Below are 14,171 nucleotides of genomic sequence, written 5' to 3' on the forward strand. Positions count from 1 at the left end.
TAGATCCCTGGCCGTGGACGCCGGCACTGCCCGGCGGGGGCGAACCGGTGGGTGGCCCTCTTTCCCTGCCACTGCGAGTCTTTGTGTCCCACTCCCTGCGTCAAGGTCGGCGCCGTCTTCGCCGTCGCCCGGCCGGCCACGACCAATCTGCGACGCGCTCGCTGCGCTCGCTTATTTCGCCGCAGATTCCCCGCGTCCGCCCGGGTGCCCTCTCTTGCCTCCGGTTCGCGGCCCACACGATCGGCAGGTGTCAGGGAAAGGGGGACACTGCGCGAACGGCACAGCCGAGGCGGTGGTGCGAAAACCCGCAGGTGAGAGCACACTAACGCACCATAGACGTATCATACACGCATGACGCGTGTATGATAGAAGACAGAGCCGGGAACACCCGCTCACCCCGCACCCGAAAGGAACACCATGGCCCGCATCACCTACTCCGTCACCGCGACCGAGCCCTGGGAGGCCGCCGCCACGCTCGCCACGGTCCTCGACCTCTCGGTCAACCCGCTCACCGTTCACGAGGACCGGGTCACCGTCGACGCCGACGAAGACGACACCGAGATCGTCGGCACCATCCGCCGCGCGATCTACGCCGCCTGACCCACAACCCCCGCCCATCGCCGCGAGGCAGACGGACACCACGACCGAAAGGACCACCGCCATGGCCATCACCGTGTACACCAAGCCCCAGTGCGTGCAGTGCGGCGCCACCATCAAGGCGCTCGAGAAGGCCGGCCTGGACTACGAGCTCGTCGACATCACCACCGACACCGACGCCCACGACTACGTCATGGCCCTCGGCCACCTCCAGGCCCCCGTCGTCGTCGCCGGCACCGACCACTGGGCCGGATTCCGACCCGACCGCATCAAGGACCTCGGCCGCACCGCCGCCTGAATCACCCGCCAGTAGGGGAGGGGACACACAATGCACACCATGACCACCGAGGACCCGCAGGCCACCGCCGACCCGGTCGACGTCGACGACCTCGCCGCCACCGACGCAGCGCCCACCGTCCCCGAACTCGACCCCGAAGCCGCCCTACTGTGCGCACTCCTGCACACCACCGACACCACCGAAGCCCAGCACATCACCGCCCACCTCGAGGCACGCGACTTCCTCGGACCCCGCTACGGCGATCTCTATCAGGTCATCTCTGACCTCATCGCCTCAGGCGAACCCCACCACGCCCCCCGCGTCCTGGCCGCCCTGACCAGTGCCGGACGGATGGCCGGCCACCACGGCCGGCTCCTGGCCGACGCACTCCAAACCGTCGCCCTGCTCGGAACCCCCACCGTCGGACTGCGCACCCTCGCCGCCGACGTCCTCGACGCCAGCTACCGCCGCCACTTCGCCCACACCGCCGCCGACCTCACCCGCGCCGCCAGCGAAGCGCCCACAGGCGACCTGTTCGAGATCCTGCTCAACCACGGCCGCGCCATGCGCCGCGAAACCGAACGCCGTGCCGCCCTCACCGGCAGGGGAGGGGAGCAAGCATGAGGTTCATCATCGGCACGGGCCCAACAGAGCTGCACGCACTGATAGACCTCGAGAACCGCCTCGACGCCCACCGCGACACCACTGCCGCCCCGACCGTCACCGTGCTCGACGTCGCCTGCCACCACGGAAACTGGTCGGCCATCACCAACGTCCGCCACGACCTGCCAGGGGAGGGGAGACAGTGACACCCGACGAAGCCCGATCCCTCGGCCACGCCATCCGCGCAACCCGACTCGAACGAGGCCTGTCCCAACTCAAGCTCGCTGTCGCGATCGGCGTCAGCGGGGGACAACTCAGCATCTGGGAACGCGGCCGCGTCCCCGCCGCCCGGGGTCGGGACGCCTACGCCCCGACGATCCCGCGGGACCAGCTCGAGGCGATCGCCGCCGCCCTGGACTGCACCGTCACTGCCATCGCCGATCGCGCAGCCCTGTCCGCCACCACCCGAGTCCTCTACGGACTCGAACCACTCGGCCCTGCCCGCACCCTCGTCGCCGGCCAGGAGTACGACCTCACCGACGCCGAAGCCGACCGTGTCGCTGACTTCATCGCTGGACTCATCGCAGGCCGCAACCTGCGCTAACAGGCATTGTCGGAACTGCCCGATACCGTGCGCCGCATGGACGAGCTGCTAGACCGGATCCGCCGTGCAGCTGACCAAGTAGGGGAGCCGCTGTTCCTCGAAATCCTGGGCTGGCACCGTGCCGTCGTCGGCCTCCCAGCCCTGGACCCCAACGCGCACGGCGCCTACCGAGACGCGATCGCTGAACTCGGAGACGACCGCACCGCGGAACTACTCCGAGACCTGCGCCGAGCCGCGCGCGACCCCCGCCGACACCGACATGGAGCCGACGGCAAACCTCGCTACCGCCAGGGGCGAACCGTCAGCGATCACCACCACCGCGAGTAACCGCCTCGATCAGGCCGGCATCACGGCGGTCCAAGGTCCGGACGTTGTTAACCGCCCGCGACACTGGACGGGCTCGAAGAGTCGATGCTACCGCCCGCGACTCGACGTCCAGCAGATCCAGCACGTCTCCGAACTGGTCCTTCTCAAGCTTCTCCGGGGCCAACCAGGTACTCCACGAAGCACCCCTCACAACAGACCCCTTAGACCGTCATCGGCGCCGGGTATGGCTCCCCGGCGCCCCGCGGACTCGACACACGATCGCTTCTGCACCGATCAATAAGTCGATCTATCGAAACATCCGAACTATTGCCCCGAGAAATTCCTGGACAACAGTAGAACGCTGCAAATTGCCCCTCTTGATATGTTTCAAAAATTGGCCGGCAAATCGGCCGGTAAATTACCGGCAAAAAAACTTTAGAAATGAATTGCAAACCCCTTTTCAGGTGGCATGTTTTTTTGATACTTTGTGTGGGCCGCACCGCATCGTTGCAGCTAGAACGATTGCAGTGGCATTGCGAACTCAATAGTGGATACCTCCGGAAGCAACCATCCGCGACTGCTGTAAATGTTCCGAAAAGAAGTCTCGAGAATCAACCAAAAGGAGAAATCATGCGTACTGCCAATCTTTCTTTGTCGTCTGTCCCCGCTCACTCGTCCGACTCCGTGTCAATCGTCTTCGACGGCTGGAATGCCGTCCTCGGAGCATCCGAAGGGTTTGGCTACTCCCGCCGGCAACTGTCCACGTTCACGCTGGACCTGCCTCGGCTGGCCGACAAGATCGCCGGAATGCGTCACCACTCAAGCCGGGTGGATCGGATCGCGGTGGTGATGGGGACCCATGATCGGCGCGCCAATCCGGCAGCCCACACCGCGCAGGCCGCCGCAGCTCGGCAGTGGAAGCGAGACCCGCGAGTCACCGTGATCGACCCCGGGATGGAGCGACTCAAGGAGCCGACCGTGGGGGAGGGGGTGGTGGTCCCGCTTCGACGCCACTGCGAGGTCCGCGGAGATGCGGAGATCCAGCGGATGCTCACCGAGTGGACCGACGACCGCAAGACCGATGTCGCGATCCTCGTCAGCGCCGACGCGGATCACCTCCCGACGGTGACCGACATCCGGCGCCGGCGCCGGACCCACCTCGAGGTGGCCCGATGGGAATGGCAGTGGTCGTCCCTGTGGGAACGCGGCCTGTGGGTGCACCACCTGGGCCACGACCTCCTCGACTCCGTGACCTCCGACTGCAATCCCCGAAAGGCGGCCTGACATGACCACCAACACCACGAACGGACCGCAAGATCACGTGGTCTACCGGATGGAGACCTCCCGGGATCTGCTCGACTGGCTCGGCGGGGAATTCGCCCGCCGAACCCGACCCCGGGCCGGCAACGGGAAAGAAAACACAGGTCAAGCCAGCAGCCCTGTCGACGGGGCCCAAGCCCGCACGATCGGCAGGCTGGAGGTGCAGGTGGCGCGGGTGTGCGAGCTGGTCAACCTCGCCCTGGCCCAGGTCGATCTCTACGACGACCTGGGAATGGCGTGGATCCTGCTCGAACAGGCCCGCCAGCAACTGGGGCACGCTGCGGTTTCGGCCGCCACCGGCTCGAGTGGCGACGGCGGCGAGGGTGAGGCCGGTGGGCACGCCGCAATGAAGGCGCAGATCGTGTGGCTGCTTCAGCGCGACCGCATGCCCTGGCCCCAGAACGCCGCGGAAGTCATCGACTTCGGGGGAGGGCCGGGTTTGCTGCCGGACCTGCTACCGGACACCCCGCTCGAACTGCTGCCGCTGCAACTGCTGGCCCACACGTCCATGACGCTCGCTGCCGGCATCGAGACTCAGGGCATGGGCGAGACGGTGATGGCGATGGCGTTCGGCGAGTACGTGTCGACGATCATGGCAGAGGCCATGGAACTGCTCGCGTCCTGCTCCGAGCCGGCGGACGTGGACAAGATCGTCGAGACCGGCCACCAGGTCGCCGACCTCATCGCGGGAGCGTTCCCGCCGGCGTGGCAGATGTTCCAAGGCCCCGCCGGCTTCCCCGGAGAGGCCGCCTGACACACCCTGATCGGGCCCTCGGGCCCGATCAGGGTGCCTGGCCCGCCGAGACCGACCGGGAAGGCGCACAGAACGCGTCTTATCGGCGAATCCGGGCTCGCAGGCCCCTCAATCCTCAGCCGAGGTTGTGCGGTCTCGGCGCAACTTCGACCGAATGGTCTTCGCACGGTCGATAAACGCTGCTTGCGTCGCGGCAGCGTGGTGGGCGGTATCAGGCTTCTCGGTCCTCGGTCGCTGTCGGGGCACGGAGCTCTTTCTTGCTTCTACCCACGCTTGGCGCTGCTCAGCACGGAGCTTCTTCTTGCTGGCGGCCGCGTCCCTCATCTGCTGTAGCTGGTCCTCGCGCGCTTGTTTGCGAGCGGCCGCTTCGCGGTTGCGTTGGAGTTCTCGCTCCTCCGCTTCCAGTTGCCGCTGGAGTTTTCGCTCCTCCGCCTCAATCCTTCTCCGCTCTCGCTCGAGTTCAACCTTGCGGCGGTAGCTCTGAACTTTGATATAGAGGGCCAATGCGATGACCGCAATCGTCCCGTACACCGCTGCTGTGTACTGCCACGGCACGATGAAGGGTAAGAGGACCAACCCGACTAGCAGGCTCCCGGCAATGCCCCCACATCCCATGGGGGAGGACTGTGAGGGTCCGTTGATGCTGCTTCCGAAACGAACTGGGCCGACGCCAACACTGATCCACTTACTCACCGGATGCTCCTTGTTCTGACCGCGGTCGTCAGTCTCACTGGTCGATCGCTGCTTCGTAGAAGGCGTCTGCGAGAGCGGTGATGACGGCGTTGATGGCGGGGCCATCGCTGAAAAAGTAGTCGGCCATGGTGTTGTGGGCTTCTTGGTTGTCCACGACGGCTTCGATGACCGCTGACTGGAAGTCCTGCGATTCCATGAACTGCTTCTTGGAGTTGACCGTGGTCTGTTTGACCAGGTCAGGGTACGCCAGGAGGTGTTGTACCAGTCCCTGGACGAACTCGCGGACCTGGGACTGGGTGAATGCTTCGGCGCCGAAGAGGTCGTTCATTTTGTCGATGACGACTTGCAGGGCAACGAACTTTGGTTCTTTCTTGGTGCCGGTGCCGGCAGCGCTGATTCCCTTGAGCTGGCCGTCCCCGGTGAGTGAGATGTCGACGGCGTCGGCCTTGGTGTGTTTGACCCCGACCAGGACCACGTCGGAGAGATCTACCTCCGCGGCCCAGGCCGAGTCCGCGATGACCCTGTCCAGAAGCCGCAGGAAGATCGACAGCATCTCCATGTATGGGTCGCCGTAGTCGACTATCTGGCTCATGAAGTCATACAGCCGGACGTAGGTGGACACATCCTTGCGGAACAGATCGAGCGAGTTGAGCGTGACCTTGTCGTCGGCCTCGAGCGCGGCGGCATACCGGCGGGCGAACTCATGCTTGGCTGGGCTGATCGCGGCCGAAAGCGCGTTGTTGCCCTTGCGGGAGACCCACAACTCGGCGACATCGCGCACCTGCTCTGGGGTGTAGATCCCGGGCTGGGCGAGCTTGGTCGCTAGGTGGGCGACAACATACGGGTCGGTCTCGGTTTCGATGGTGGCACCGGTGAAGTACGGCTCGAACGCGGTTCGGATGTCCTCGGGCTTGTTGACGAAGTCGATGACGAACGTCTTGCGCTTACGCTCTCCGCTTGCGGTGCGGTGGGTGCGGTTCAGTCTGGAGAGCGTTTGCACGGCGGTGACCCCGGAGAGCTTCTTGTCGACGTACATCGCCGACAACAGGGGTTGGTCGAACCCGGTCTGGAATTTATTGGCGACCAGCATGATCGTGTACGTGGTGCCCTTGAACGCGGCGGCAAGGTCTGAGCCGGCCCCCGGGTTCATGTTGGCCTCGGTGAACTCGTCGTCCTTGCTTGGCTGCGGACCCCACTCCGATGCCCACTGCTCGTGTTCGTCCATCGTCACCGATCCGGAGAAGGCGACCAGGGTGCGGTAGTTGTACGAGGCATCCAGCGCCGCTCGTTTGGTGATGTAGGCATCGATCGCCTTCTTGTACTTCACCGCGGCCTTACGCGAGTCGGTCACGACCATTGCCTTCGCTTTGCCCTCGAGCAGGTGAGCGACGTTGGTGTGGAAGTGCTCGACGATGATCCGCACCTTCTGGCTGATGTTCGTTGGATGCAGCTTCACCCAGCGCATCAACCCCTTGTGCGCCGCGGACTCCTCCACCTCACTACCGCTGCCGTTCGTGGCGTTGCCGGCGATCTTCAACGCAGTGTCGTAGGTCTGGTACCCGGTGAGAACGTCGAGGATGTAGCCCTCTTCGATCGCCTGCCGCATCGAGTAAAGATGGAACGAGGTCGGCTTCCCGTCGATGCCCTCGCGGCCGAACAAATCGAGGGTCTTGTTCTTCGGCGTTGCGGTGAAGGCGAGGTAGGAGATGTTCTCCGACTCGGCCCGTTCGGCCATCTCCGAGGCGAGGATCGACTCGACGTCGACCTCGCCACCCTCCTCGATCTCCTTGACCTCTTCGGCGGTCAGAACGGCTTTGAGCTTGGAGGAGATCTGACCGGACTGCGAGGAGTGAGCTTCGTCGGCGATCACCGCGAACCGTCGGCCCTTCATCGACGAGTCTGCCCGGATTGCGTCGAGGGCGAACGGGAAGGTCTGGACCGTCACCGCGATGATCAGCGCCCCGTCTTTCAGCGCGGTCGCCAGCAGATCGGATTTCGACTTCGCGCCCGCTTTGCGGACGTCCTCGGGACTGATCGTGGCGACGATTTTCCCGGATCCGTCGATTTGCCGGATCGCGTCTTGGAGCTGCCCGTCGAGCACGGTGCGGTCCACGACCACAAGCACCGAGTCGAAGACCTTCTTGTCGTCGATGTGCATGCGGGCGAGCCGGTGCGCGGTCCAGGCGATGGTGTTCGTCTTTCCCGACCCGGCCGAGTGCTCGACCAGGTAGCGGCGGCCTACCCCTTCGCTGCGAATGGCGGCGACGACGTTCGCCACGGCCTCCCACTGGTGAAACCGAGGGAACAGCATGCTCGTCCGGCGTACCGACGTCCCAGTGGCGAGATCCCACTCCTCCTTGGTCTCCACGATCATCAGCCGCCCGATGATGGTCAGCCAGGAATCCTTCTCCCAGACCCGCTCCCACAGGTACGCAGTAGCTGACCGCCCGCCCTCGGCCGGCGGGTTCCCCGCACCGCCCTCGTAACCGGTGTTGAACGGCAAGAAGTGGGTCTTCTCGCCCTCGAGCCGAGTGGTCATCGCGGCCAGGTCGTTGGAGACCGCGAAATGCACCAACGCCCGGTGTCCGAACGACAGCAACGGCTCCGGACGTCCATTGGTCAGCGGGTTGCGGTCCTTGCGGTATTGGTTGATCGCTTCGTCGAGTGATTGGGTGAAGTCGGTCTTGAGCTCCACCGTGGCAACCGGAATCCCGTTGATGAAGAAGACAAGGTCGATGCAGCGCTGATCGGCGGTGGAGAAATGCACTTGGCGCATCACCCGCACGCGCATCGCCGCGTACTGCTCGTTGGTGGTCGTGTTCAGGCTGGTCTCAGGGCGGAACTGCGCTATCTTCAGTCGGCCACCGCCGATGTACTGCGCCCCATTTCGCAGGATGTTCAGAGTTCCGCCGCCGTGCTCAAGGGGCTTGTCGAGCGCAGCGGTCAGCACGTCGAGGAACTTCGCTGGAGTCCCCGCCGCCTTCAGCGCCTTCTCGTACGCCACCTGCTGGGTTTCCTGCAGCCAGGCGAACAGGTCCTCTGGGAACAGTGCCCGCTCCCGGTCGTAACCAGCATCGTTCGTCGAGTACAGCCACCCATGCGTCTCCAGGTATGCGCAGATCTCGGACTCGAAGACGGCCTCGTTGTGATCGGCCATTACGTCACTTCCTGTATGTCGATCTGCCCCGTAACGGCGGCAGTAATTAACGCGGACCGCCGCTCTAGGGAGAGTTCGATGAAGCGCTGAGCTTCGGCAATGAGCGTGTCAATCTTCGCGGTGTGGTCGTTGAGATGTGCGGTGATGCGCTGCTGTTCGTCGATTGGTGGGACGGCGATTTTGAAGTTAGCGAGCAGTGGGCGCCGTAGAGACTCCATGGTGACCGTATTGCTGCCCGCGAGAGCGACCGGACGAAGGAACGTCGACAGGAAGTAATAGAAATACCGGCCCGTGACTTCCCGGAAGTCGGTGAACACGTAAACCCGCTGGTGCGCTTCGAACTTTCCACTGATGTAGTGGAAGACCTTTCCGGTACCGCCCTGGCCGTCGCCAGGCGTCATGACAGCTTCCCCGTCAAACGAGAAGTGGTCGATCCGAAGGACCTCACGACCGCGTACATAGAACGGGTAGTCACCGTCCTCGGTAGCGTTCCCGGAATCTTCGGACCCCGTCATGATCTTGCACAGATACCTTGTGGGGACCATTCGCCAGTGCTTAGGCACAGCGCCGAGCAGTTCCACCCCAGACTCCGCGGTTTCTGCGCCATCGAGCCCAGACAGCAACGCCGAGCGGATCGTCGCCTCACGCCGTTCACGGAGCATCTCGATCAGGCGGTGCTGTTCCTCGATGAGTGCGTCGACGCGGGTGGTCTCGAGGTCGAGGTAATCACAGACTGCGCGCTGATACTCGGCGGAGGGCATGGGAATCGGAAGTTCAGCCAACGTTCCCCAGCGACGAAAATCAGCCCCTCCCTCGCGGATACCTCGGGCAAGTGCCCTCGTGAATCCGGATTCCGCCTGTACACGGATTACGTGGGCGACGTATCGGAGGTCGAGGTCAACGACCGGCTCGCAGACGGTACACACCGAGGTGATCGCGCCCGCGGAATCGGCGATTCCGACGGACCCACGGAGGATGTCGAGGCCATGCACAACGAAGTCGCCTACTTCAACGCCTTTGAAGCTAGATAGGTCTGCTGCCTCGTGGTATCCAGTCTTAGCCCGATTCGCGCGGAGGGTGACCTGCCCGTCGGTGTAGGCGGTCACAATCCCTGAGCCCTCCGGAACTGCACGATCGACACGGCGGAAGAGTCTGCCGAACGGCACCTGTGGCAGATCAGATGCGCCACTCCAGATCAGTGTCATCCCTCCACCTCGCGCAGTAGTTCGAGAATCTTCGCGACCTGCTTCTCGAGGTCCGCGTCAATCTCGGCGAGGGGGCGGGGCGGGATGTACTTGTAGAAGTGGCGGTTGAAGGGGATCTCGTAGCCGGTCTTGGTCTTGGATTGATCGACCCAGGCGTCGGGGACGTGGGGTTTCACTTCAGCGTCGAAGTAGTCTTGGATGACCTCGGCCTTGCCAGAGACGCCGGCGGTGGAGCCACCATAGGTGAAGGGGACGTTCTCAGTGTCGCGCCTTTTTGGGTCGGGCTTGGGATTGCCCTTGCGGTCCAAGACTTGGTTCCCGTCCCCGTCCACCATTGGGCGCTCGACGGTGATGGTCCAGTAGCCGAACTCATCGTTGCGCAGGACCTTGGAGAATTCAGGGTCGGCGGCGGTGAAGTCGGCGTACAGCTTGACGACCTTGGCACGGTCGGTGTCGCTAATTTCGCGACCCTTGGAACCGAGGTTCTTGCGCATCTTGGTCCAGAACGAGGTGCCGTCGATGAGCTGGACCAGTCCCTGGCGATCGGAGTGCTTGGTGTTGTCAAGGATCCAAATGTAGGTGGCGATACCAGTGTTGAAGAACATGTTGGTCGGCAGTGCGACGATCGCTTCAACCAGATCATGCTCCAGGAGCCACTTGCGTATGTTCGATGGGCCTGACTCGGCGGCGCCGTTGAATAGCGGCGAGCCGTTCATGACGATGCCGACGCGGCCACCGCCGTCTTCGGGGGCACGCATTTTGTGGGTCAGGTGGAGCAAGAAAAGCATCTGTCCGTCAGAGGTCGACGGAAGACCCGGGGCAAACCGGCCGTAGGGACCCGCTTCCTCACGCTCCTTCTTAACCGCCTTGGCGTACTGCTTCCACTCGACACCGTACGGCGGATTGGACATGCAGAAGTCGAAGTGACGGCCTGCAAAAGCATCGTCGGTGAGAGTGTTGCCGAAAGCTATGTTGGTGGCATCATGGCCCTTGGCGAGCAGGTCGGATTTGCAGATCGCGTACGACTGCCCGTTGTACTCCTGCCCGTACAGGCTCAGTTTTGCGTTTGGGTTTTGTTCGAGGAGATGTTCCTCAGCCAGGGAGAGCATGCCGCCGGTGCCTGCAGTGGGGTCGTAGAGCGTGCGGATGATGCCGTCTTCGGTTAGGTCTGCATCCTTCTCGGCGAACAACAGGTCAACCAGCAGCCGGATCGCATCCCGCGGAGTGTAGTGGTCACCGGACGTTTCGTTTGCGGCCTCGTTGAACTTGCGAATGATGTACTCGAACGCATCACCCATGTCGGCGTTGGACACGACGTCCGGGTGCAGGTCGACGGCCTTGAATGACGTGACGACTTCGCGAAGCAGCTCCGCTTTCTCGAGGGCGAGAATTTCCTTCTTAAAGTCGAAGTACTCGAACACGTCAACGTCGGGTGAGAACCGATCGACGTAGTCGGTCAAGTTGTCCGCCAACCCATCAGCGTCTTGGAGGAGATTGGCGAACGAGTAGTTCGACGTGTTGTAGAACGGCCGCCCAGTGGCCTTCTTGACCTCGACCTTGAGCCGGTTGGGGTTGTCGTACTTCGCCGCAAGATTGCGCATTGTTTCCCGGTCGGGCTCGAGGATGCAGTCGAGGCGCCGCAGGATCGTGAGCGGGAGGATTACGTTCCCGTACTGGTTCGGGCGGTAGGGGCCACGAAGCTGGTCGGCGATGGACCAGATGAAACTACCGAGGTTGCTCATGTCGCTCCTTGCGAGGCGTACTCACATTTGAAATGGGGCCGTACTGGCTGCTGGAACGGCAGCGCTACGTTTGGGCCGCTGCATCACAGAGAATCTTGTCTTACGTGTGTGCATCTTTATCGGACGGGTCTGACATAGGCAGTCCCCCCGATTCTCGGCTCGTCCTAGTTGCTCGGGGGTCGGCCAGAAGGACTGTGCTGAGCCGATTGGGCAGCGGTGGGGCAAACCGCGTCTGCCCCACCGCGGGAGGCTGACTACTCCCTTAGGGAGGCATCGAGTGCGATATTGAATCGGACGGCGTCCAGAAGACTGGACGAAAGGGTTTCGCTCGCCTCGGTGATGGTCTCTGCGGCGTTCCGGAGGCCTTCGACTTGGGCGAGTGCCGCGACTAGGCGTTTCTGGTCGTCCATCGGGGCCAGGGGGACCTCAAGGTCGGTGAGCTTGGCCCGTTGGATGGTGGTGCCGACGAGGAACCTCCTGTTCCAGGATCCGCTTAGCATTGCTGCCAGGTAGTGGGGGTCCACGACGTCGGGCTTGAGTACTCGGACCTGCTCGACGACCGGTGCCAGGAGATGACCGCCGTCGTCGTCCACGAGAGCGCGGATGTTGGCCTGTGCGAGGACCAGGATGTCTGACGCTTTGGTCAAGTCCATTCCGTCTCCGAGCAGCTCTGCCGGGGGCGGGCCAGGCAGGGTCCTGGTGGTGATGGCCCGTGCGCCGACCATGGCGTTCTTGATGGCGCCCTCGGGGTTACGGGGTGAACGTCGTCGGACGCGTTCGATGACGCCCTCACGGATGAGATCCTTGACGGTGAGGGTCCGCGAGGGTGCGTCTTGTCTGAACGTGATCCGCCCGGAAGCATCTGTCAGGGCCTGGGTAGCGTCACGCATCGCGGTGGTCGCGGCAGCGAACGCGGTCTGCACTTTGTCGGCGGAGCGTTCATCGGTGGCGAGCCAGCGTTGCGGGGTTAGCTGGGCCTCGTCGTCAACAATGTCGCTCACCGGCACCCGGACATGGGGAACCTCTGCCAGTGCGGACTTGTCCGACAGCCACTGGGCCACATGCTTCTCTGCATCGTCGATGGCGGAGGCATCGACGAACAGCACGTCAGAGTGCTCGTTGGTCGGTCGTCGGAGCACCCACAGTGCAAGCGGGATGGAGGTGTGGGCAGCCATCCCACCGGGCAGGCCGACGATGGTCTCGACGCAACCCTGACGCAGCATCTCGGCACGGATCTGTTCCTCGACGCCGCCGCGGAAGAGCGGACCGTGGGGCGTGATGATGAATGCACGGCCAGTGTCGCCCAGGTGTGCGATGGCGTGTTGGAGCCAGGCGGTGTCGGCGTTGCTGGGCGGCGGTGCGCCGAAGCTGAAGAACCGGGGGTCGGTCAGTCGGGAGTCGACGTCCATCCGCATCGCGAACGGGGGCTCGGCGATCACGACGTCGGCGCGCAGTCCCGGATCGGGGTCGGTGCGCAGGATGTCGGCCTCCGCCAGTTGGAGCGGTACCCGGTGTAGCGCAGCTCGTACCTCAGCGATGGCGAGGGCACGGTCGTTGATGTCGTGGCCGATGTAGTCGTCGAACTGGCTGGTGTCGGCGAGTTCGATGAGGGCGGAGGCGATTCCGCAGGCGGGGTCGTACACCACCCCGCCGGGATGGTTCGCGGCCACGGAGGCCAAGAGATGGCTGGTGCGTGAGCCGATGATGTCCGACCAGGCGCCCTTCCGGCCTTCGGCGCGGGCGGTCCGCTCGAGGGCGAAGTCCGCGACCGAGGCCAGTTCGGATTGGTCAACCGAGGCGACGACTTCCCGGACCTGTTCGATCCGGTGCTGGTCGTCATCTTGCGGAGATGTCAGACGTGACAGCTCGAGGGACGCCGGGGCATCGTCTCCCATGACACGCTCGGCGGCGAGGGCGAGGACGACTATGGCGGACTGTTCGGGCGAGTACGGGCCGCGGAGTGTGTTCATCGCGGCCCAGACCTTCGCCTCTGTCGAAACGCGCTCGACGGCGTAATGCTTCTTGGTGAGCCAGGCCTGTACCTCGGGCAGGGCGTACAGCGGCTTGCTCTTAGTGCCGGCGACCTGCTCGGGGAAGTCGGCGTGCCGGCGGCGCCAGTTGCTGACCGCTGCGCGGGAGACTCCGGCGAGGTCGGCGATGTCGCTTGCGGCGACGAGGGACGTAGGGGTGGGGGACGGGCTGCTCATGCTGCACCTTCGAGGTTGATCTGGTGGGGGGTGAAGGTCACGGTCTGGGAGGCGGCCATCTGAAGTCTCTTGGCCAGTGAGGTTCGGTGTGCCACGACGGTGACCTTGACGCCGTGGCCGCCGAGGGTGGCGACTGTTTCAGTGAAGATCCCGTCTCCGGAGACGAGGACAACCTCGTCGAACCGGTCTGCAATGTTCTCGTTGTTTAGGACGTCCAGTAGGGCGAGGTCCGCGCCGTTGATGCCGGTTCCGACGACCATCCGGGCGGAGGTCCACACGGGCCCGGCGTGGATGGCGCCAGCCTTGCTCACTCCGATGATCACTTGCTCCTGGTGTCTCAGTCCGAGTGTGGAGTCGAGCATCCTCTGCACCCATCTGGCTTCGGCGAGGGTTCGGATCGCTCCTCCGGAGATGTTCTCGATGTCGATCAGGACCAGGCGCCTTCCTCGCAGTGACGGTGGGCGCATCTTGAACTGGGTGGTGGCGGTTTCGGCGGTCTGGACGTTCTGTGCACTTGTTCTGTTCATGTCCATGACTGTAGACCCTAGTTCGAGCTATCGCAAGCGTGAACCGCAAAACAGTTCATCTGCACTCCGCCGGTTAATCGAGGCCGCGTCGCCATACGTGTCGCTGGGGTACACCCATACGGGACGGTGGAGGCGCCACCATCGCCCCTGTGACTCTCAACTTCGTTTGGCGGGATTTC

14 protein-coding genes are annotated in these 14,171 nt (G+C 63.7%); 8 read left to right on the forward strand and 6 right to left on the reverse strand.

Annotated elements, in window-relative coordinates:
• Positions 1-417: 417 nt before the first annotated feature.
• The 8 genes from CEY15_RS16895 (at position 418) to CEY15_RS16930 (ending at position 4,461) form a co-directional block, all read left to right on the forward strand.
• Positions 418-600 (forward strand): hypothetical protein, encoded by a 183-nt coding sequence (locus tag CEY15_RS16895; RefSeq protein WP_095719406.1) that lies wholly within the window; start codon positions 418-420, stop codon positions 598-600.
• A gap of 61 nt (positions 601-661) precedes the next feature.
• A complete protein-coding gene (gene nrdH / locus CEY15_RS16900) occupies positions 662-895 on the forward strand; it encodes a glutaredoxin-like protein NrdH (RefSeq protein ID WP_095719407.1) in 234 nt (77 codons plus the stop codon).
• Positions 896-934: 39 nt separating this feature from the next.
• Positions 935-1,498: a DnaB-like helicase N-terminal domain-containing protein gene (locus CEY15_RS16905; protein ID WP_176475169.1), complete on the forward strand. Its 564-nt coding sequence runs from the start codon at positions 935-937 to the stop codon at positions 1,496-1,498.
• Positions 1,495-1,683 carry a hypothetical protein gene (locus CEY15_RS16910; RefSeq protein WP_095719409.1) on the forward strand — a complete coding sequence of 63 codons (189 nt, stop codon included), beginning with the start codon at positions 1,495-1,497 and terminating at the stop codon, positions 1,681-1,683. The genes CEY15_RS16905 and CEY15_RS16910 overlap by 4 nt, the downstream gene beginning before the upstream one ends.
• Positions 1,680-2,081, forward strand: a complete 402-nt coding sequence (locus CEY15_RS16915) for a helix-turn-helix transcriptional regulator (RefSeq protein ID WP_095719410.1) — start codon at positions 1,680-1,682, stop codon at positions 2,079-2,081. The genes CEY15_RS16910 and CEY15_RS16915 overlap by 4 nt, the downstream gene beginning before the upstream one ends.
• A 36-nt stretch (positions 2,082-2,117) precedes the next feature.
• Positions 2,118-2,408 carry a hypothetical protein gene (locus tag CEY15_RS18250; RefSeq protein WP_141244298.1) on the forward strand — a complete coding sequence of 97 codons (291 nt, stop codon included), beginning with the start codon at positions 2,118-2,120 and terminating at the stop codon, positions 2,406-2,408.
• A gap of 663 nt (positions 2,409-3,071) precedes the next feature.
• Complete coding sequence (locus CEY15_RS16925) at positions 3,072-3,671, forward strand: hypothetical protein (protein ID WP_141244300.1); 600 nt, start codon at positions 3,072-3,074, stop codon at positions 3,669-3,671.
• Position 3,672: 1 nt separating this feature from the next.
• Positions 3,673-4,461: a hypothetical protein gene (locus CEY15_RS16930; protein ID WP_095719412.1), complete on the forward strand. Its 789-nt coding sequence runs from the start codon at positions 3,673-3,675 to the stop codon at positions 4,459-4,461.
• A 108-nt stretch (positions 4,462-4,569) separates the two neighbouring features.
• Here CEY15_RS16930 and CEY15_RS16935 read toward each other — a convergent pair whose 3' ends face one another.
• The 6 genes from CEY15_RS16935 to CEY15_RS16960 form a co-directional block, all read right to left on the reverse strand.
• Complete coding sequence (locus tag CEY15_RS16935) at positions 4,570-5,154, reverse strand: hypothetical protein (protein WP_141244301.1); 585 nt, start codon at positions 5,152-5,154, stop codon at positions 4,570-4,572.
• A 34-nt stretch (positions 5,155-5,188) separates the two neighbouring features.
• On the reverse strand, positions 5,189-8,311 hold the full coding sequence (locus tag CEY15_RS16940) for a type I restriction endonuclease subunit R (protein WP_095719414.1): 3,123 nt from the start codon (positions 8,309-8,311) through the stop codon (positions 5,189-5,191).
• Positions 8,311-9,516 (reverse strand): restriction endonuclease subunit S, encoded by a 1,206-nt coding sequence (locus CEY15_RS16945; protein ID WP_095719415.1) that lies wholly within the window; start codon positions 9,514-9,516, stop codon positions 8,311-8,313. Before CEY15_RS16945 ends, CEY15_RS16940 begins: the two co-directional genes overlap by 1 nt.
• The gene (locus CEY15_RS16950) at positions 9,513-11,258 is read right to left on the reverse strand and encodes a type I restriction-modification system subunit M (RefSeq protein WP_095719416.1); all 1,746 of its coding nucleotides are present in this window, start codon (positions 11,256-11,258) and stop codon (positions 9,513-9,515) included. The genes CEY15_RS16945 and CEY15_RS16950 overlap by 4 nt, the downstream gene beginning before the upstream one ends.
• A 254-nt stretch (positions 11,259-11,512) precedes the next feature.
• Entirely contained in the window at positions 11,513-13,465 is a 1,953-nt protein-coding gene (locus CEY15_RS16955) for an N-6 DNA methylase (protein WP_095719417.1), read from the reverse strand.
• On the reverse strand, positions 13,462-13,992 hold the full coding sequence (locus CEY15_RS16960) for an NYN domain-containing protein (RefSeq protein ID WP_095719418.1): 531 nt from the start codon (positions 13,990-13,992) through the stop codon (positions 13,462-13,464). Before CEY15_RS16960 ends, CEY15_RS16955 begins: the two co-directional genes overlap by 4 nt.
• Positions 13,993-14,171 lie beyond the last annotated feature (179 nt).

Origin of the sequence: Dietzia natronolimnaea (assembly GCF_002289575.1) — a bacterium.
GTDB lineage: Bacteria > Actinomycetota > Actinomycetes > Mycobacteriales > Mycobacteriaceae > Dietzia > Dietzia natronolimnaea_A.

Excerpts from the sequence above, each read along its gene's own strand:
- CEY15_RS16895 (WP_095719406.1), top strand. The coding sequence starts at position 418 with ATGGCCCGCATCACCTACTCCGTCACCGCGACCGAGCCCTGGGAGGCC.
- CEY15_RS16905 (WP_176475169.1), top strand. The coding sequence starts at position 935 with ATGACCACCGAGGACCCGCAGGCCACCGCCGACCCGGTCGACGTCGAC.
- nrdH (WP_095719407.1), top strand. The coding sequence starts at position 662 with ATGGCCATCACCGTGTACACCAAGCCCCAGTGCGTGCAGTGCGGCGCC.
- CEY15_RS16955 (WP_095719417.1), bottom strand. The coding sequence starts at position 13,465 with ATGAGCAGCCCGTCCCCCACCCCTACGTCCCTCGTCGCCGCAAGCGAC.
- CEY15_RS16930 (WP_095719412.1), top strand. The coding sequence starts at position 3,673 with ATGACCACCAACACCACGAACGGACCGCAAGATCACGTGGTCTACCGG.
- CEY15_RS16945 (WP_095719415.1), bottom strand. The coding sequence starts at position 9,516 with ATGACACTGATCTGGAGTGGCGCATCTGATCTGCCACAGGTGCCGTTC.
- CEY15_RS16940 (WP_095719414.1), bottom strand. The coding sequence starts at position 8,311 with ATGGCCGATCACAACGAGGCCGTCTTCGAGTCCGAGATCTGCGCATAC.
- CEY15_RS16960 (WP_095719418.1), bottom strand. The coding sequence starts at position 13,992 with ATGAACAGAACAAGTGCACAGAACGTCCAGACCGCCGAAACCGCCACC.
- CEY15_RS18250 (WP_141244298.1), top strand. The coding sequence starts at position 2,118 with ATGGACGAGCTGCTAGACCGGATCCGCCGTGCAGCTGACCAAGTAGGG.
- CEY15_RS16950 (WP_095719416.1), bottom strand. The coding sequence starts at position 11,258 with ATGAGCAACCTCGGTAGTTTCATCTGGTCCATCGCCGACCAGCTTCGT.
- CEY15_RS16910 (WP_095719409.1), top strand. The coding sequence starts at position 1,495 with ATGAGGTTCATCATCGGCACGGGCCCAACAGAGCTGCACGCACTGATA.